Origin of the sequence: Treponema porcinum, assembly GCF_900167145.1 — a bacterium.
GTDB classification, from domain to species: Bacteria; Spirochaetota; Spirochaetia; order Treponematales; family Treponemataceae; genus Treponema_D; species Treponema_D porcinum.
Window position 1 is genome coordinate 1 of record NZ_FUWG01000020.1, and the last position, 16,579, is coordinate 16,579.

Annotated in this window: 17 protein-coding genes, 1 rRNA gene and 1 pseudogene; 14 read left to right on the forward strand and 5 right to left on the reverse strand. The window is 42.6% G+C overall.

Translation table 11 applies throughout. The annotated features are described in order from the left end of the window. The 4 genes from rrf to B5D55_RS11040 all read left to right on the forward strand — a co-directional run. Positions 1-104 (forward strand): 5S ribosomal RNA (gene rrf, locus B5D55_RS11025); the annotation flags it as partial. A gap of 82 nt (positions 105-186) precedes the next feature. Next, positions 187-552, forward strand: a complete 366-nt coding sequence (locus B5D55_RS11030) for an inorganic pyrophosphatase (protein ID WP_078934065.1) — start codon at positions 187-189, stop codon at positions 550-552. Positions 553-565: 13 nt separating this feature from the next. Further along, positions 566-1,111 carry a GrpB family protein gene (locus tag B5D55_RS11035; protein WP_078934066.1) on the forward strand — a complete coding sequence of 182 codons (546 nt, stop codon included), beginning with the start codon at positions 566-568 and terminating at the stop codon, positions 1,109-1,111. Between the two features lie 8 nt (positions 1,112-1,119). Then, positions 1,120-1,908 (forward strand): GNAT family N-acetyltransferase, encoded by a 789-nt coding sequence (locus B5D55_RS11040; protein ID WP_159446217.1) that lies wholly within the window; start codon positions 1,120-1,122, stop codon positions 1,906-1,908. A gap of 25 nt (positions 1,909-1,933) precedes the next feature. Here B5D55_RS11040 and B5D55_RS11785 read toward each other — a convergent pair whose 3' ends face one another. After that, complete coding sequence (locus tag B5D55_RS11785) at positions 1,934-2,518, reverse strand: NAD-dependent epimerase/dehydratase family protein (RefSeq protein ID WP_200805321.1); 585 nt, start codon at positions 2,516-2,518, stop codon at positions 1,934-1,936. Positions 2,519-2,701: 183 nt separating this feature from the next. Then, positions 2,702-2,815, reverse strand: a pseudogene (locus tag B5D55_RS12015) (DUF3795 domain-containing protein); the annotation flags it as partial. Between the two features lie 594 nt (positions 2,816-3,409). On the opposite strand from B5D55_RS12015, the gene B5D55_RS11050 reads away from it, so the two are divergent. Beyond that, positions 3,410-4,207, forward strand: a complete 798-nt coding sequence (locus tag B5D55_RS11050; protein ID WP_078934068.1) for a MetQ/NlpA family ABC transporter substrate-binding protein — start codon at positions 3,410-3,412, stop codon at positions 4,205-4,207. A gap of 149 nt (positions 4,208-4,356) precedes the next feature. On the opposite strand, the gene B5D55_RS11055 is transcribed toward B5D55_RS11050, so the two are convergent. Beyond that, complete coding sequence (locus tag B5D55_RS11055) at positions 4,357-5,226, reverse strand: M23 family metallopeptidase (protein ID WP_078934069.1); 870 nt, start codon at positions 5,224-5,226, stop codon at positions 4,357-4,359. Positions 5,227-5,241: 15 nt separating this feature from the next. Further along, on the reverse strand, positions 5,242-6,303 hold the full coding sequence (locus B5D55_RS11060; RefSeq protein ID WP_078934070.1) for a hypothetical protein: 1,062 nt from the start codon (positions 6,301-6,303) through the stop codon (positions 5,242-5,244). Between the two features lie 57 nt (positions 6,304-6,360). Here B5D55_RS11060 and B5D55_RS11065 point away from each other — a divergent pair, with 57 nt between their 5' ends. The 9 genes from B5D55_RS11065 to B5D55_RS11105 all read left to right on the forward strand — a co-directional run bounded on the left by B5D55_RS11065 (position 6,361) and on the right by B5D55_RS11105 (position 16,264). Further along, the gene (locus B5D55_RS11065) at positions 6,361-6,771 is read left to right on the forward strand and encodes a cytidine deaminase (protein ID WP_078934071.1); all 411 of its coding nucleotides are present in this window, start codon (positions 6,361-6,363) and stop codon (positions 6,769-6,771) included. A 101-nt stretch (positions 6,772-6,872) separates the two neighbouring features. After that, on the forward strand, positions 6,873-7,520 hold the full coding sequence (locus tag B5D55_RS11070; RefSeq protein ID WP_078934072.1) for a PTS sugar transporter subunit IIA: 648 nt from the start codon (positions 6,873-6,875) through the stop codon (positions 7,518-7,520). A 326-nt stretch (positions 7,521-7,846) separates the two neighbouring features. Further along, positions 7,847-8,332 carry an RNA polymerase sigma factor gene (locus tag B5D55_RS11075; protein ID WP_078934073.1) on the forward strand — a complete coding sequence of 162 codons (486 nt, stop codon included), beginning with the start codon at positions 7,847-7,849 and terminating at the stop codon, positions 8,330-8,332. Positions 8,333-8,374: 42 nt separating this feature from the next. Continuing rightward, positions 8,375-9,205: a hypothetical protein gene (locus B5D55_RS11080; RefSeq protein ID WP_078934074.1), complete on the forward strand. Its 831-nt coding sequence runs from the start codon at positions 8,375-8,377 to the stop codon at positions 9,203-9,205. A 42-nt stretch (positions 9,206-9,247) separates the two neighbouring features. Next, positions 9,248-11,596 carry a caspase family protein gene (locus B5D55_RS11085; RefSeq protein WP_159446218.1) on the forward strand — a complete coding sequence of 783 codons (2,349 nt, stop codon included), beginning with the start codon at positions 9,248-9,250 and terminating at the stop codon, positions 11,594-11,596. Between the two features lie 37 nt (positions 11,597-11,633). Continuing rightward, positions 11,634-12,197: a hypothetical protein gene (locus tag B5D55_RS11090; RefSeq protein ID WP_143593354.1), complete on the forward strand. Its 564-nt coding sequence runs from the start codon at positions 11,634-11,636 to the stop codon at positions 12,195-12,197. Continuing rightward, positions 12,190-12,876 (forward strand): DNA alkylation repair protein, encoded by a 687-nt coding sequence (locus tag B5D55_RS11095; RefSeq protein WP_200805322.1) that lies wholly within the window; start codon positions 12,190-12,192, stop codon positions 12,874-12,876. Before B5D55_RS11090 ends, B5D55_RS11095 begins: the two co-directional genes overlap by 8 nt. A gap of 35 nt (positions 12,877-12,911) precedes the next feature. Then, positions 12,912-13,763 (forward strand): phosphatase PAP2 family protein, encoded by an 852-nt coding sequence (locus B5D55_RS11100; protein ID WP_078934078.1) that lies wholly within the window; start codon positions 12,912-12,914, stop codon positions 13,761-13,763. Positions 13,764-14,377: 614 nt separating this feature from the next. Further along, positions 14,378-16,264 (forward strand): alpha-amylase family glycosyl hydrolase, encoded by a 1,887-nt coding sequence (locus B5D55_RS11105; RefSeq protein WP_159446219.1) that lies wholly within the window; start codon positions 14,378-14,380, stop codon positions 16,262-16,264. A 51-nt stretch (positions 16,265-16,315) separates the two neighbouring features. On the opposite strand, the gene B5D55_RS11110 is transcribed toward B5D55_RS11105, so the two are convergent. Beyond that, the coding region (locus B5D55_RS11110; RefSeq protein ID WP_143593356.1) for an integrase core domain-containing protein at positions 16,316-16,579 on the reverse strand (264 nt) is incomplete at its 5' end.

Consider the following 16,579-nt stretch of genomic DNA (forward strand, 5'->3'; position numbering starts at 1 on the left):
GCCATAGTGGAGAGGCAATACCCGTTCCCATTCCGAACACGGAAGTCAAGCTCTCTAACGCCGATGATACTGCCGCAAGGCGGGAAAGTAGGTAGCTGCCGGACTTTTTTTTTCGATTTTTCTTTTTTTTGAATCCTTTCTTAATAGTATTCCATCTGTTTATGTTTTTATGCTACTATTCTCTCTATGGAAAATAAAGATTTTCTGACACCTGATTACAGCGATGTAATAGGGAAAAAGGTGTGCGTAAAAATCGACCGTCCGCTTGGTTCAAGGCATCCTGAACATTCTGATATTGTATATCAAGTGAATTACGGTTTTATTGAAGATGTAATTGCCGGTGACGGTGAGGAGCAGGATGCGTATGTTCTTGGAATTGATGTACCGGTTCAGTCGTTTGAGGGAATTGTTATTGCCGTGTATCATCGTATAAACGACTGCGAGGACAAGTGGATTGTGTCGCCTTGTGGTGCTGATTATAGTGACGGAGAAATTCTTTCAAAGATTTCTTTTCAAGAACGATTTTTTACTGGATTTTTATGTCGCAAATAGAGGAAAAATCAGGATGCTCGGATTGAAAAGAGGAACAGTCGCACTTTTTCCGCACTCGGTTGAATGGGAAATAACGGCACAAAAATGTATTGAGCACCTCAACGCTATTCTTGGGGCGGTGGCGATTGATATTCAGCATATTGGAAGTACCTCTATTACCGGAATAAAGGCAAAGCCGATCATTGATATTGTAGTCGGCGTTCGCTCGTTTGAGTCTGTAGAGCCGTTTGTTCAAAATCTTGAGGGCAATGGATTTATTTTCAGAATCAGGGAAGACGGTAACTGGCTTTTTGCGTGCGGAGATTTTGAGAAAGATACGCGCACACATCACATTCATTTTGTAATATACGGCGGAAAGGAATGGAACGACTACATTCATTTCAGGGATTATCTGAATGCTTTTTCAGATAAAGCGCTGCTATACGAAGCGGAAAAAATCCGTCTTGCAGGACTCTATTCGACTGACAGAAATTCATATTGTGAAGAAAAAGGTAGAGTAGTTCAGATACTTCTTCAGGAAGCGGATGATTATTTTCAAAAATTGGATAAACTTGATTGATAAAAACAATGATGACGAATGACGAGGTTATAAAAATCGCTATGAACCAATGCGCAAAAGATATGATGTGCGAGCCAGAGGCTTTTTTGTCGGAAGGTGTTTTGGTCATTCCGATGACGGACTGTGAGGCAGTCAGAAACCGCGGGCAGAAAAAAAGCATTCTATCTTTTATGACCTGCAATATGGTGTATTGGGGAAAAGGAATAGTCTGTACGTGTGATTCTAGAATTGCGGCAGAGATGAATCGTGCCATTCAGCCTGATAATGCGTTCAGAAATATGGAACTTTGCAAGTTGTATGAATTCAATGATATTCTTGCACCTTTGAATAAGCAGATAAATTGTATGGCGAATTATTTGCTGCCCGATGTAACGGCAGATGTTTCCGTGCGGAATGATCTGGAAATCTGCGTTTTGCGCGGTACTGACATTGCCCGGCTGTATGGACTTGATGGATTTCATAATGCACTTGACTATGGAAGTTGTGTCAGGAATGACGGACGGCGGAAAGATTCTGTTGCGGTTGTCTGTACTGTGGACGGTACGGTTGCCGGTGTTGCAGGAGCTACGGATGACTGTGATTCTATGTGGCAGATAGGTATAGATGTTCTTCCCGAATTCAGACGGCAGGGAATTGCAAGTGCTTTGGTGAAACGATGTGCAGAGGAGGTTTTTGCCGAAGGAAAAGTTCCGTATTATTGTTCTGCCTGGTCAAATGTCTTATCGCGGAAAACAGCACGCGCTGCAGGTTTTTATCCTGCGTGGGTGGAAATTGCGTGCGTGGGGAAAGATTCCTGATTTTGATGCCTGAAACGTAAGTTTTTTACGCTTTTACATTGCTCTTCTCTGAAATTTTCAGGTCATTGTCAATGTAATTAAAATAATCACGGCGGTTTACTTCATCCTTGTGCGCTTTGTACCAGTCATAGCTTTTGTTTAATCCTGCGGAAAGAGAAATTGTTTCCGGCATAAGTGCAGACATTCGGGAAACATCCAGCGCATATTCGTATTTATGAAAACAAAAATAATTTCTCTGCGGAACTGACGTATCTACGAACTTGAAAGCCGGCGTTTGTCCTGCGGCGGCATAGCACAGGTTTACCCATTCTTTTACAGAAATGCTTTGAGCGTTGCCGACATTAAAAATACGTTGTTCAGGCTTTTGTTCCAGCAGAATGTGAATGAAGCGGCATAAATCGTCTATGTGAAAAAACTGCATCTTCATTTTGCCGTTTTCCGGAAGATAGAATGTACGGTTGAAATCGGCGCAGTCAAACGCAAACGCCTCGCGGTACACATTGTTGCCCTGTCCGTACAGATACGGCGGACGGATAATATACGTGTTTGGGAAAACAGAAGAATAATATTTTTCGCACAGTATTTTATTAGTGCCGTAATCGCCCCACACAGAATTTGCGCCGCACCATTGTGCAAAAAAGCACAGGTCGCAGTGGTGGCCGCAGACGCTTATAGGGTCAGTGCCTTTTCTTGCATCGGTTACAAGTGCGGCTTTCCATATCTTGCACTGCTCAATCCGCTTGCCGTTGTCGCCGTGTTCTTTGTCGAAGGCAAAGCGTGTCAGAAGTTCGCAGGGAAATTCCGCACATTCGCCGCAGAACCGCCTGTTTTTGCTGATTGCGCATTGTGCTACCGGGCAGACAGTACCGTCTTTCTTATAGAACGTAACGCCTTTTGTTTTAACGCACGTTCCGCAGCAGTTGGACTATTTTAATTCGCACGAACTGCATTCTATTCCGCAGTAACTTTCAATTTTGACGCACATAATCTCTCCCATAAAAGGCAATAAAGTTTTGTTTAAAGGCACTGATGTCCGGATGTTTGGAAAATTCAGTACGATAAAATTGTATGTCCTTTCAGGGGGACAGTCAATATTTAAATGGTTCTGAGCCATTAGGTTTATTTTTGCTTTCCTTGACCGCAATATTTTGCCTCACTACACTTTCTTTATATATGCAGATAAGTGATTTTTATGCGGACGGGCGGCAGGATTTCTGGAAGGAGCTCATTGCAGAAAGCGGCTGGGGTGCGCCGGAATTTTTCCGTCCGGAAGATTAGCGGTTCGTTTTCTGCTGATAATTTTCGGAGCCGCGTGTTATGGAAAAACTTGAAAAGATGTTTGAACGCACTGGAGAAAGTGTAAAATTTGACGGCAGTGAAACTTTCAAAACAAATATATTCTCAAAAATCCTGAATGATGACAAAATTTAAAAAATTGTTGACTAAAATCTGTAATTTAGCAACAATACTACATCATTCAATTCTAGGAGGAATGAGTTAAATGAAAAAAACAACATCTTTTTTGGCTTCTGCACTGATTCTTGCAGCTTTTGCCGGCTGTAAAAAGGCGGACGCAGATACAGTCATTACGGTTGGAGCAACCCCAGAGCCTCACGCGGCAATTCTTAATCTTGTTGCCGAAGATCTTTCAAAAGACGGCTATACGCTTAAAGTAATCGAATTTACTGATTACGTAACTCCGAACGAGGCTGTTGAGTCAGGCGAAATTGACGCAAATTATTTCCAGCACCTTCCGTATATGGACTCTTTCAATAAAGAGAAGGGTTACCATCTGGTAAGTTTTGCAGGCATTCACATTGAGCCGCTTGCAGTTTATTCAAAGCGCTATTCTGACCTTGCAGGCATTCCTGACGGTGCAACTGTTGCAATTCCGAACGACCCGACAAATGAAGGCCGCGCGCTTCTTCTTCTTCAGTCAGCTGGTCTTATCGAACTTGAGGACAAGGCTTCCCTTACTGCCGTTCCGTCTGATATTACAAAGAACGCAAAGAACCTTAAATTCCGCGAGATTGAGGCTGCTACATTGCCGCGCGTTCTTGCAGACGTTGATGCTGCTGTAATCAACGGAAACTATGCGCTTCCTGCCGGATTGAACGCTTCTAAGGACGGACTTTTCGTTGAGGGCGCAGATTCTCCGTATGTAAATGTTCTTTGCACAAAGGACGGAAAACAGGATTCTGCAAAACTTAAGGCTCTTGCGGCTGCCGTTCAGAGTCAGAAAGTAAAGGATTATATTGCAGAAACTTACGGAAACGGTGAAGTTGTTGCTGTATTCTAATAATTGCTGATTATTTACTGAATTAGTAAAATAAGAAAGCGTCGTGATTTTTCACGGCGCTTTTTTTGTTTTAAGAACGGTAAAATTCCGGGTGATGAATGCATAAATGCGTAACGTTTCTCTGCCCCCCCCCGGATTTTACGTTTTTTTTAATAGTTTGTAAGGTAGTACGTTGCTGACGTTTCTTTTCCCAGAATGTCGGAAAGGGTGAACTGAACGGCATTTTTTCCCTGCGTAAAATTCACTTCTCCCAAAAGCATAAGATCGGGCGTAGGGTAGAGCACTGTCTTCGGATAGTTACGCTTGCCTGAAACGCAAATGCTGCTTCCGTCCTGGCGCAAAAGGTCGTAGGATGTGCCGTCTACAATCGTTCCGTTTACCGAAATGTGCGTTTTGTACGGTACGGCGACTGCCTGGCGTTTCTGGTACACGCGGTAAAATCCTGCCGGAATGACGTTCTGTTCTGCAATTTTGAAAGTCCTGCCGTTTCTGTTCTGAAGGACTATTCCAGAAGGGTAAAGAGGAAGTTCCTTACCTATTCGCGGCATAAGAATGCGCGGATTTATGGCGGTGTTGTTCTTTGTGTCAATTACCTGAAACTCAAGGGAACTGTGTCCCTGCTGCCAGGCTGAATTTCCGCTTATTCCGAGAGGCGTTCCTGTTGCAATTTCTTTTGTTTCCGAAAGGTTTTCCGGCAGCGATTCTGCATCGATGTTGCCGTAGACGGTCATAAGGTTGTCCGAATGGGCGATGATTACCGCGTTTCCCAGTGTCGACGGAAAAAAGTCCGTGTCGTCGTTGTATTCTTTTATGATGACCGTAAGGCAGCCGTTGTCCGCCGCCTTTATTTCTGACGGATCAGAGAAAATGAGGGAATTGCTGATTGTATCTCCGCGCAGCTGCCCGAAATAGGAATAGAACGAGTCTGACTGAATCTGCTGTTCCTGCGGCCATTCAAATGCTCTTGCTGCGGTGTATGCTGCGGCAATGGCCGCACAGATAATTGCTGTTTTTTTCATAATATACCTTTCCAGTTACTTTTTGCTCAGCACAAGCTGTGAAATCGTTGAATCCTTGCCGACGTACAGTTTGTTTCCGTCAGTCTGAATGAACGCCGTTTTTGCTTCAAACGAGAATGTTCCTATCAGCGTTGCAAGTTTTTCTACCATATAAACAGTATATGTTCCGCCGTCTTTTGCAAGAATGAAAATGCAGTCGCCTGATTCCTGTACGTTCAGCGCCTGTCCTTTAATTTCAAGGTGCGCGGACTTTCCTGTTTTTGTTTCGACAAAGCCAAGAAGGTTTCCTGAATTGTAGATGACCGTTCCGTCGTTGTTGTAGAAACGCACCAGCTTTTGATACGGGTCGGAAGAATCAAGGAATTCGTGGAAGATGATTTTTGCGTTTACGCCGTCATTTTTTGCAAGGACAAAACGCTGTTTGTTCTGTCCGCAGACTACGGCGACAAGCGATGCATTCGACGAAATTGCTGCTCCAAGAATTACCGGGAATTCACTTCCGCCGGGAGAGAAACGCTGGATAATTGTTCCGTCCGAGGCAAATTCGCAGACCGAACCGTCAGCAAATCCTGCAATGCAGCCGTATTCCGATGAGTCGAATGCCGTTATCGGAACAGTTCCGCTGTATTCCCACGCTTTTGTTCCGTCTTCACTGCACTGCACGAACGACGAACCGCCAGGCAAAAATACGTAGATTCTGTCATCTTGAATCATCGGAAATCCGCTTATGTTAATAGTTCCGGATTTTTTTCCGGAAGGCAGATAGAACGAGGCCGCGCTGCTGTTTGCGCTGTAGAAAGTGTAATATTCCTTTGATATTGAAGATTTATATGGATAGGAGATGAAATTCGTTACTTTTCCGTCTTCGGTAAAATATCCTATGCTCTGACCAAGCTTAAAATGAAGCAGCCTCTCGTTTTCTTCCGGTTCAGAAATCGTAGGGTTAGTAACGTCTATTTTCCAGCCCGGCGTAAGCTGATATTCGAAGCCAAGCGGCTTAATGGCAAAAATTATATATACTGCGCATAAAATCAATGCAAGCGTAATATAAAAGGAGCTTGTTTTTTTTGTTTTCATAGTAAATGATGTTATAATAATACCGGCTTACAGTCAAGAAAAGCAGGAGGTACGCTGATGACTGATACTAATCGTTTTGAAGAACTGTTTAAAAAGGCGCTTGAGGCAAGCGAAAATTCCTATTCGCCGTATTCTCATTTTCCGGTGGGAGCGGCACTGCTTATGGAAGACGGCACTGTAATTACCGGCTGTAATGTGGAAAACCGTTCGTACGGACTTACGAACTGCGCGGAACGGACTGCTGTTTTTACGGCAGTTGCACGCGGATATAAAACGTTCCGAGCGCTGGCGATTGCTGCTCCTAAGGCGGATTATCCGGTAGGACCGTGCGGTGCGTGCCGTCAGGTGCTTACGGAATTTGCGCCGCAGGATACGCCTGTCATTTTCGGACCGTCGTATGAAAAATCCGTAGTAAAGACACTCGGAGAATTATATCCGTTCGACAGTCTGCACGAGCTTGGAGATTGAACGTAATCCGCAAGTAAATCTGCCGGATTGCGAACCTTGACAAAAAACCGTAAATAATGCAAACTTTGACAAGTATTTCAATAGAGTTTTGGAGTTTTATTATGGAAGACGATATTCTTACTATTGAAGAAGTCGCAAAATATTTACGTGTTTCTGACAGAACGGTATATGACTGGGCGCAGAAGGGTGAAATTCCTGCCGGAAAAATAGGAACAGTCTGGAGATTCAAAAAATCTGAAGTAGAAAAATGGGTGAATGAGCGCCTTTCTTCAAGTTCAAATACAAAAAAGACAGATGATGCCGTTCAGGTAAAGAACATTCTTTCTCCTGACCGGGTTGTTTTCATAACGCAGTCAGCAAAGCGCGATGCCCTCACTGAACTTGCAAACGTCCTTGCAAATGCTCCGCAGGTAAAGCGCGGCGACGAACTGCTTTCTGAAATCCTTAAGCGTGAAGAATTGATGTCAACTGCTGTCGGAAGGGGAATTGCAATTCCTCATGTCCGCCTTTCTTCCGTAACGGATCTTGTTATGGCAGTCGGTGTGTGCAGGACTCCGATTTCTGATTTCCAGACTGTTGATGACAAGCCTGTCAATCTGCTTATTATGATTGCGGCAGCTTACAATCAGCATACGTATTACTTGCAGACGATTTCCTATTTCAGCGCAAAACTGAAAAGTCAGGAACTTCGCGATGCAATTGCAAATGCGGCTACTGAAAAAGAAGTGTATGAACTTTTGTGTGCATAATTGCGCTGTCATCATTTGCGTTTTCGGGAACTTCTAAGGAAACACTGAATAAATCCTATTGAGGATTTTTCAGTGTTAACCTTGAATTTAGCTAATTGTCCGTAAGTCAATGACTTACGGCAATTTGACGGGAAGTGCTGAGTAATCGCTTCAAGTGTTAATCAGCACTTCCCTAAAAACGTTTGTTTTTGAAGATGACCTTATATCAGCAGGAAAAAATCACGGTGGATTTTCTTCCTGCTTTTTTTTTGTTGATTTTGCAGAAAAACAGTATCAGTTTTTTCAGCTTAGGGTGTTAAATATATAGACAGGGAATTGATTGTACAATGAAAACTGTGTCGATGGATGATTTTGATTCTTTATACCGCACGTTCGGTCCTATGGTTCTGCGCCGCTGCCGCTTTCTTTTAAAGGATGAGGAAAAGGCACTTGATGCTATGCAGGATGTGTTCGTGCGCATTATCGAGCGGAAAAGCCGCCTTCAGTCTGTGTGCGCAAGTCTGTTTTACGTAACGGCGACGCGCGTGTGCCTGAATAAGATAAGGGCGGATAAAGTAAGGTCTGGTCCTGCGTTTGAAACTATTGCGGAAGTCGTGTCAGATGCGTCATCTTCTGAAGTAGAGGAAAAAATTGATTCAGGAATTCTTCTGGAGTGCATTTTTTCCGGCAGGGATAAGGACAGGGAGATTGCGATGCTGCATTATCTTGACGGTTTTACGCTTGAGGAAACCGCTGAAAAAATGAAGATGTCAGTTTCCGGTATCCGTAAGCGGCTTAGCGGTCTGCGAAAGTACGCGGAGAGCCAAAGGTGAAAAATATGCAGAAAAGCGAAGGCTTTTAGTATGGGAGGCATAATGAAAACAATGAATATACCGGACAGGATTTTAGAGGAAATTCATCTTGGAGAACGTAACGCAGAAGATTACTACGATATATATGGAAAAGAACAGCTTGAAAATGCGCTGAAACAGCTTGATCAGTCGGACGAGGAGATTTTAAGCCGTTATTTTGCTGATGATATGCGGAATGCTGTTCTGAAAAAGCAGTTTTCCGTAACAGGCGGAACTTCAGGAGGCGCTTCCGGCGAAGAAAACGATTCTTCCGAAAAAAAATCAAGTCCTCATGCGCTCAGGCTCAGGATTATGGCGTGTGCCGCCGCTGTTCTTGCGGCAGTAATTGCTGCGCCTGTCGTTTTGCAGAGGGCAAGGCCGGCTTCTGCTTCCCCGGAAAACAGCAATCGCCTAAAAGGAAACAAAATTCCGTCAAAAACTCCGCAGTCGCTTCGCCTGTACAGGAAAGACGGAAATTCAGTGAATGCGCTTGAAAACGGCGCGTCTGCAAAAGCCGGCGATGTTATCCAGATAACGTACAATCCCGGCCGCAATGACTACGGTGTTATTTTCAGCATTGATGGAAACGGAAACGTAACGCGCCATTTCCCGGAAAGCGGCTGGACGGCAGTAAAAATGAAACATTCCGGAAGTGAAATTCCCCTTGATTTTTCATACGAACTTGATGATGCGCCTGATTTTGAATGTTTTATACTTGTTGCGTCAAAAAAAGCCTTTTCGCTTGAAGGCATTGACGAAGAAATTGCCGCTTCTTCTGTGGATGTAGATTTTATACAGGTCGGAAATTATCTTCCTTCCGGCACGGACAGAACGGCATTTCTGCTTAGGAAATAAAACCTTATATACGGAATGTATACTAAAACGGAGAACAGACTTATGAAAAAAAATATAAATGTCAGGATTTTTGCTTTTTTATTTTGTGCAGCAGTTTCTTTGTGCGGCGCAATTTTTGCAGAAACGGCAGATATGAATTCTTCCGGCGTAGAACGGTATGCAATATATATAGGCTCTAATTCCGGCGGAAAAAATAATGCGCGCCTTCTGTACGCAGGAACGGACGCAATGTCCTTTCAGAAAACAATGTCGGAAATCGGCGGAGTTCCAGAAAGCAACAGCATTCTTCTTTTAGACCCGACAAAAGACAAGGTGGACGATGCGCTTTCTGCCGTGTCGAACGCTATTGTTCAGGGAAAATCTGTTTCCCGGCGCACTGAATTTATCTTCTATTATTCAGGACATTCAGACGAAAATGCGCTTCTTTTGGGAAAATCATCTTATGAATATTCACAACTTAAGGAATCAATTTCAAATGTTCCAAGTGATGTTCACGTTGTTATCCTTGATTCATGCTATTCAGGAAATTTTATACGGACAAAAGGCGGACAGCGGAAAAAGCCGTTCCTTGTAGACGATTCAACTGTCGTAAAAGGATACGCTTATCTTTCTTCCAGTTCTGCGCTTGAATCTTCTCAGGAATCTGATGAAATAGGTTCATCATTCTTTACGAACGCAATGCTTACGGGGCTTCGCGGTGCAGCTGATACTTCGGGGGACAACAAGGTTTCCCTGAACGAGCTGTATTCGTATGCCTTTAACGACACCCTTGCAAGAACGGAATCCAGCAGTGCAGGACCTCAGCACCCTAACTATAATATTACGCTCGTAGGTTCCGGCGACCTTATTCTGTCAGACATTTCGGCTTCGGAGTCTGCATTAATGATTCCGGAAGAAATGACTGGAAAAATAATTATACGCGATTCGTTCGGAAAACTTATTTCGGAAATCAACAAAACGGAAAAAAATCCTGTTTATTTTGCCCTTTCCGCCAGAACTTATACAGCAGTCCTCATAACGGAAACGGATACTATGCAGGGAAATTTTATTTTAAAGAAAAACCAGCTTTTGAAACTTGACCGTTCGTATTTTAATTCTGTTGTTGCCCGCACGGAACACAGGCTTCGCGGTGATGAAACTGTAAATGAAGCGGAAAATTTTGCGGAAAACGAAGAAAATGACCGTGCTTTAGAACCGTCAGGACTTTCTGAAACGCCTGTCCCGCTTGAAATTAAGCCGTTCCATTTTATGTTTGCAGGAGAAAACGGAAGTAATGTGCAGAGCATAATTTCAATAGGATTGATTCGTGCAAATGACTGTATTGTAAACGGTGCTCAGGTTTCTTTGTTTTCTGGAAATATAAGTTCCGTTTTAAACGGTATTCAGGCATCCGGTATAGGGCTGGATGCAGGCGTTATAAACGGTGTACAGGCTGCCGGCATTTATACTTCTGCAGACATTGTAAACGGAGCTCAGGTTTCCGGCATATTCAACAGCAGCGGAACTGTAAACGGCATTCAGGGAACGGGAATTTATAATTCGGCGGATTTATTGTTTGGTGTTCAGGGCTCAGGTATTTTCAATACGGTGAAGGACGGCTATGGAATTCAGGCAACTGGTATTTTTAACAGCGCACGGACTATGAATGGTATTCAGGCTGCAGGACTTTTTAATATATCAGGAACAATTCGCGGCGTTCAGGCAGGTAGTATTGTAAACGTTGCAAAGAAAGTTACCGGCGTTCAGGTTGGTTTGATAAATGTTGCCGATGAAAATAACGGCATTGCGCTTGGTCTTATAAATATAATCCGCAACGGTGTGCATGATGCAGGTATTATGGTTGATACAAACGGAAATATTTTTACACAGATTCAGAGCGGTACGAATCATCTTTTTACTACGGCACTGTATGGCTCAAGTCCGCGTTATTTCTTTTCGTCTGGCGGTAATGACTACTATCACTTTTTTGCGCTTGGACTTGGAACTCGTTTCAACTGCCGTAAAGTCAGTTTTGACATAGAAGCATTGTTCTACAATACGTTATGCAAGGATGTTGTTGATATTGGCGATGAAATTCACGATATTATCAATAAGTATGAGAATGACGGAAAAAGTTTTTCTGATGATGCTTCAAAGGAAGATAAGGACAGGGTTGAAGACCTTGCGGAGCAGTTCCATAAATATACATATCCGTCACTCCGTTTTTCTGTAAGCTATAATCTTCTAAGTCATTTTTCCTTGTTTGCAACAGCTGGCGTTGACATTCGCATAGAAGACTGGAATGACGAGGCATTTGATTACGGAAAGCGTAATATGTACATTGATTTTACTGCCGGAAGCAAAGACATAACTCTTTATCCGTCATTCGGGTTCGGCATAAAAATCCGCTGATTTCTGTTTTTGCAAAGGATTTTCTATGAATTGTGCAATGAGAAAAATAAATTTAAAGGGAAATAAAGTTCTTTTCCTTCTGCTTGTATCAGTCTGCGTTATTTTTTGCGCATCCGGCTGCAGCAGTCAGAAAAAGAAAAACGGTTTGACTGAGGCTGACGGACGGGCGGCTGGCGGAACTGCGTTGGGAATTGCAAATCCGGTAGTTCAGTCTGACCCGCAGGAAATTCTTGAGGTTCTAGGAATATGCTTTAACGAGCCGGAAGGTGCATCCGGAGTGCGCTATTCTATTATAGGCGGAAAGACGGCGCAGATGGATTTTGTCTGGAAAGGAATTGAGTGTACCGCCCGCATTTCAGGAGAACCGTCTTTTACTGATATTTCCGGTATGTATTTTTCGTGGAAGTCTGAAATCAATACGAACGTCGGGCGGTGCGCCGCTACTGTAAAACTTGCAGAAGCCGGCGGAAGTACGACCGGCGTCTGTCTTTGGTATGATACAGTTCCCGGACTTATGTGCAGCGTATCTATGAAAAACGATGCAACGCAGGAATTACTGGAAGCTATTGCAAGGCAGGTATATACTATTGTCTATGTTTGATTTTGATTTACTGCACAAAACTCTTTTTTCAATGCAGGATTCTGACTACCGCATATTTCAGTGCAGGCTTATGCCCGGTGTGCCGGAGGAAACTGTTATAGGAATACGGACGCCGCAGCTTCGCAGTCTTGCAAAAGTTCTTTCCGGAAATCCTGACATAAATGAATTTTTAGACTGTCTTCCACATTCCTATTATGAGGAATACAATCTTCACGGCTATTTAATAGAACGGATAAAAAACGGGGAAGAGTGCGCCCGCCGGATTGACGAGTTTCTGCCGTTCGTGAATAACTGGGCTACCTGCGATACGGTAAAGCCTAAGGCGCTTGCAAAAAATCCTTCGTTCCTGCTTGAAAAAAGCCGTGAATGGATTGCAAGCGGAAAAACGTATACCGTTCGCTTTGGAATTGAAATGCTTATGAATTATTTTCTTGACGGCGGATTTTCTCCTGAGTATATTGAAATTGTTGCGTCCGTAAAAAGCAGCGAATATTACGTAAATATGATGATTGCCTGGTATTTTGCTACTGCACTTGCAAAGCAGTGGGATGAAACATTTCCGTATATAAAGGAGCAGAGGCTTGGCGAATGGTGTCATAACAAAACAATTCAGAAATCTCTGGAAAGTTTCAGGATTACGGATGAACAGAAGAAAATTCTCCGCGCTTTAAAAATCTGATTGAAAGCATATATTTTTTTTGTAAGGTGTGTTTTATGTCTTGTGTGTATGAAAAGTGCAGGAAGCTGTTTGTAAAAACAGTTTTTCTGTTTCTGTTTTTGATGATGCCTGCGTTCTCTTCCGTGTTTGCCGAAGATTTTTCCTTATGGGGAAGCGGAACTGTATTCAAGCTTTCTCCCGTAAAGGACAGCATTCTTCTTGGCTCTTCGCTTGCGCTGAACGGCGTAAATATAATTCTTGATAAAGGTGACTTTGTAAAAAAAGATGATTTTGACGGTAAACTTTACGATAAGAACGATGTAAATGCATTCGACAGGCTGATTATGAATCCGTATTCAAAAGGTCTTGATTATCTAGGTTCCGGCTTTGAAACGCTTGCCCTTGTTTCTCCTGCGGTGCTTCTTACGACGCAGAAAGATGAATGGCTTACGCTTGGAGTTATGTACGCAGAAACTCTTGCCGTTGCGCAGGGAGTTGCAAAAGTAATAAAGCTTTCCGTAACAAGGGCGCGTCCGTATATGTATTTTGACGGTTATCCGCAGAAAAAAGTTGACAGTGGCGACTGGTGTAATTCATTTCCGTCAGGTCATTCTACTATGGCATTTGCTGCTGCAGCATTTACAAGCTATACATTCTGCAGCTATTTCCCGGATTCAAAACTGCGTCTTCCTGTAATTGCTGCATCATATTCTGCGGCGGCTGCTACAGCCTGTATGCGTCTTGCAAGCGGAAATCACTTCCTTACAGACGTAATTACCGGCGCACTTATCGGGTCTGCAAGCGGATTTCTTGTGCCTTTTTTGCATCGCGTAAACGAATCTGCCGCCACGGAGCATTTTCTGCCGGAACTTTTGCCTTCCGGAGTAAGTTTTACCGTCAGGATGTAGATACATTTTCAAAGTTACCTCTAAAAACTGAAGTTTTTAGGGATTTCATAATCAATTTTTTTTAAGTGAATGTTTAAAATCTGCTGAATTACACGCAATTTTTTGTGGCGTTACATTCCACGTTTTTTGGCGTTACATTCCACGTTTCGTGGCGTTACATTCCACGTTTTGTGGCATTACATTCCACAGTTTGTGGAAAGACATTCCACGTTTCGTGGATAGTACTATTTACAAACCGTGGAATGACAGGAAACGGAACGTGAATAGAGACTGTATATTTCTGCATCTGACATAAGAGAGCTGTTTGCAGGGCTCTTGAACAATTACATATTTTGTAGTAGGTTGTTTAATAATCGGGGGGGGGCGAAACTCTCCTGAAAACAAAATTTGAACTGACTCCAGATTTCTGGACAGCGTAATCAGCTGTTTTGACTGGTGCTGTTTTAAGGAGGGTGTAATAAAAACTTTGCCTGAAATAGCGTCAAAGTTTTTATTCACAAGTTCGCAATGCGAACTTCCTTATCAACTGCCGCTTCTCATTTCATTGCGAAGCGGCATAAAAAGTCAATCGATTGTTGAAACAATCTTCTTGACTTTTTATGGGAGAACCTGCTATGAAAAAAGTAAAATTCTATCTTTGTGCGGTGCTTTTGTGCATCGTTTTTTTTGCGTCTTGTTCAGACGGAAATTCTGACGGAAGTTCCGGTAGCGATGACGGCAATTCTTTTCCTGAACACCTGCTTTCATATTCGGGAAACAACTCGTATAAAAGCCCGAATGATGTTTCTGTAGAAGATGCAAAACATCAGTCTACCGACTTAAAAGACGGCTGGTGGAACGATACTGCGTTTTATCACATCTGGGTAAAATCATTCTGCGATTATGACGGCGACGGCTGCGGAGATTTTAACGGAATTAAAAGTAAACTCGATTATATTAAAAATGATTTGGGCTGTGACGGAATATGGCTTTCCCCGATTTTTGAATGTGACTATAAATCAAAAAGTCCGTCCGGGAATATGCACGGTTACGATGTAAAAGATTATTATGCCGTAAACAATTATTTCGGTACAGAGGAAGATTTAACCAGTCTTATAAACGCGTGTCATGAGCGGAATATGAAAATCATCTTTGACTTTGTTCCTAATCATACAGGAAAAGGAAATGCCTGGTTTACGGATTCCTGCGAAGGCGGAGAAAAAAAAGCCTGGTATGTCTGGAATAATTCAAAACTCAACTGGAATCCCGGAATGGGCTCGTCTAACACATGGCACAAAAATCCAAATGGAAACGATTATTATTATGCAGCATTCTGGGAAGGTCAGCCTGATTTGAATTTCAGAAATTATGAAGTGCGCGAAGAAATGAAGAATGTTGTGCGCTACTGGCTGAACAAAGGCTTTGACGGACTTCGCGTTGATGCCGTGCGATACCTTATTGAAACAGAAAATTCGTTTGTTGACACACCGGAAACGCACGCGTGGTTCAACGAACTTCGCACGGAAGTTATTGATTCGTATAAAGAAATTTCGCCAAAATTTATGGTGTGCGAGGCGTGGATAGAAAATAACCGTTCTGCACTTGATGCATATTTTGGCTCAGAACAAAAGCCTGAATTTAATATGGTTCTTGATTTTGACCAGGGACGCGGCTGTTTTAACAGCATTTATAACTCCGACAGCCGAATTTTAGCATCTACACTTTATAAAAATCCATCAGAAATAAAGGCTTACGGAACATTTATCGGAAATCACGATGAATATATGGGAAGAATAGCCAGTTGGTTTGGCGGTTATTCTGCCGAAATAAAGCTTATTTCTGCAATGTCTCTTTTGCGCCCGACAGTGCCGTTTATTTATTACGGAAATGAAATCGGCATGCAGGAAGGAAACTATAACGGTGATTTACGCCTTCGTACAAAACTTAACTGGACGGATGTGGAAAAACAGCGTAATGATGACAGTTCCATTCTCAGCCTGAACAAGGCACTTCTTGCACTTAGAAAAGAATATCCTGAGTTTTTCAGAAACGGCACTGTAAAAGAACTTAAAAGCAACACTGTTAATAATGAAACTAAAAATCCTTTATATACAGTCGCCGCTTATACAATTTCTGACGGAAAAGACACTCTTTTATGCGTGTTCAGCTTAAAAAATGTTTCTGATAATAAGTTCTGGTTTGATAGTAGCGATCTGGATATTTCTTCTTATTCTGTGCTTATCGGTGTGAATGATGAAAAGAACCTTTCTTTGGATGGTTCTTATATTAAAGTAGAATATATTGCTCCGTATGAAACGCGCGTCTATTATATCGGTGATGACACAAAAGAAATGCTTTTTACAGATAAGCGGCTTTTTCTGCGCGGTGATATGAACAACTGGGGATATAATGAAATGTTTTATGATTCTGAAAACAGCTGTTTTTATGTAGATTGTGAACTTAAACTCAAAAATTATCAGTTTAAATTCGATGCCTACTGCGACTGGACACTCTCCTACTAAAATGCGCTATTTAGTCAACACAAAATTTTTACAGGTTTAAGGTGTAAAAATTTATGCAGCCTTTTTCCTTTCCAGTTCATTGTACTGGAAGCATTTATACATTTCATCAGGCACGTTGTAATCCAGAGACTGATGAAACCTCGCCGTATTGTAGAAGTTGAAGTAGGCATCAACTCCTGTCTTCAAGTCCTTCATTGTTTCGTAGCGTTTAAGATAGATGTCCTCGTACTTGAGGCTTCTCCAAAGACGCTCAATTCTGATGTTGTCCAGAGCCCGGTCTTTTCCGTCCATGCTGATCTGGATGTTGTAATCAAC

What these genes read in the sequence shown, in the direction of transcription:
- B5D55_RS11030 (WP_078934065.1), top strand. Translation starts at nt 187, where the DNA reads ATGGAAAATAAAGATTTTCTGACACCTGATTACAGCGATGTAATAGGG.
- B5D55_RS11035 (WP_078934066.1), top strand. Translation starts at nt 566, where the DNA reads ATGCTCGGATTGAAAAGAGGAACAGTCGCACTTTTTCCGCACTCGGTT.
- B5D55_RS11040 (WP_159446217.1), top strand. Translation starts at nt 1,120, where the DNA reads ATGATGACGAATGACGAGGTTATAAAAATCGCTATGAACCAATGCGCA.
- B5D55_RS11050 (WP_078934068.1), top strand. Translation starts at nt 3,410, where the DNA reads ATGAAAAAAACAACATCTTTTTTGGCTTCTGCACTGATTCTTGCAGCT.
- B5D55_RS11055 (WP_078934069.1), bottom strand. Translation starts at nt 5,226, where the DNA reads ATGAAAAAAACAGCAATTATCTGTGCGGCCATTGCCGCAGCATACACC.
- B5D55_RS11060 (WP_078934070.1), bottom strand. Translation starts at nt 6,303, where the DNA reads ATGAAAACAAAAAAAACAAGCTCCTTTTATATTACGCTTGCATTGATT.
- B5D55_RS11065 (WP_078934071.1), top strand. Translation starts at nt 6,361, where the DNA reads ATGACTGATACTAATCGTTTTGAAGAACTGTTTAAAAAGGCGCTTGAG.
- B5D55_RS11070 (WP_078934072.1), top strand. Translation starts at nt 6,873, where the DNA reads ATGGAAGACGATATTCTTACTATTGAAGAAGTCGCAAAATATTTACGT.
- B5D55_RS11075 (WP_078934073.1), top strand. Translation starts at nt 7,847, where the DNA reads ATGAAAACTGTGTCGATGGATGATTTTGATTCTTTATACCGCACGTTC.
- B5D55_RS11080 (WP_078934074.1), top strand. Translation starts at nt 8,375, where the DNA reads ATGAAAACAATGAATATACCGGACAGGATTTTAGAGGAAATTCATCTT.
- B5D55_RS11085 (WP_159446218.1), top strand. Translation starts at nt 9,248, where the DNA reads ATGAAAAAAAATATAAATGTCAGGATTTTTGCTTTTTTATTTTGTGCA.
- B5D55_RS11090 (WP_143593354.1), top strand. Translation starts at nt 11,634, where the DNA reads ATGAGAAAAATAAATTTAAAGGGAAATAAAGTTCTTTTCCTTCTGCTT.
- B5D55_RS11095 (WP_200805322.1), top strand. Translation starts at nt 12,190, where the DNA reads ATGTTTGATTTTGATTTACTGCACAAAACTCTTTTTTCAATGCAGGAT.
- B5D55_RS11100 (WP_078934078.1), top strand. Translation starts at nt 12,912, where the DNA reads ATGTCTTGTGTGTATGAAAAGTGCAGGAAGCTGTTTGTAAAAACAGTT.
- B5D55_RS11105 (WP_159446219.1), top strand. Translation starts at nt 14,378, where the DNA reads ATGAAAAAAGTAAAATTCTATCTTTGTGCGGTGCTTTTGTGCATCGTT.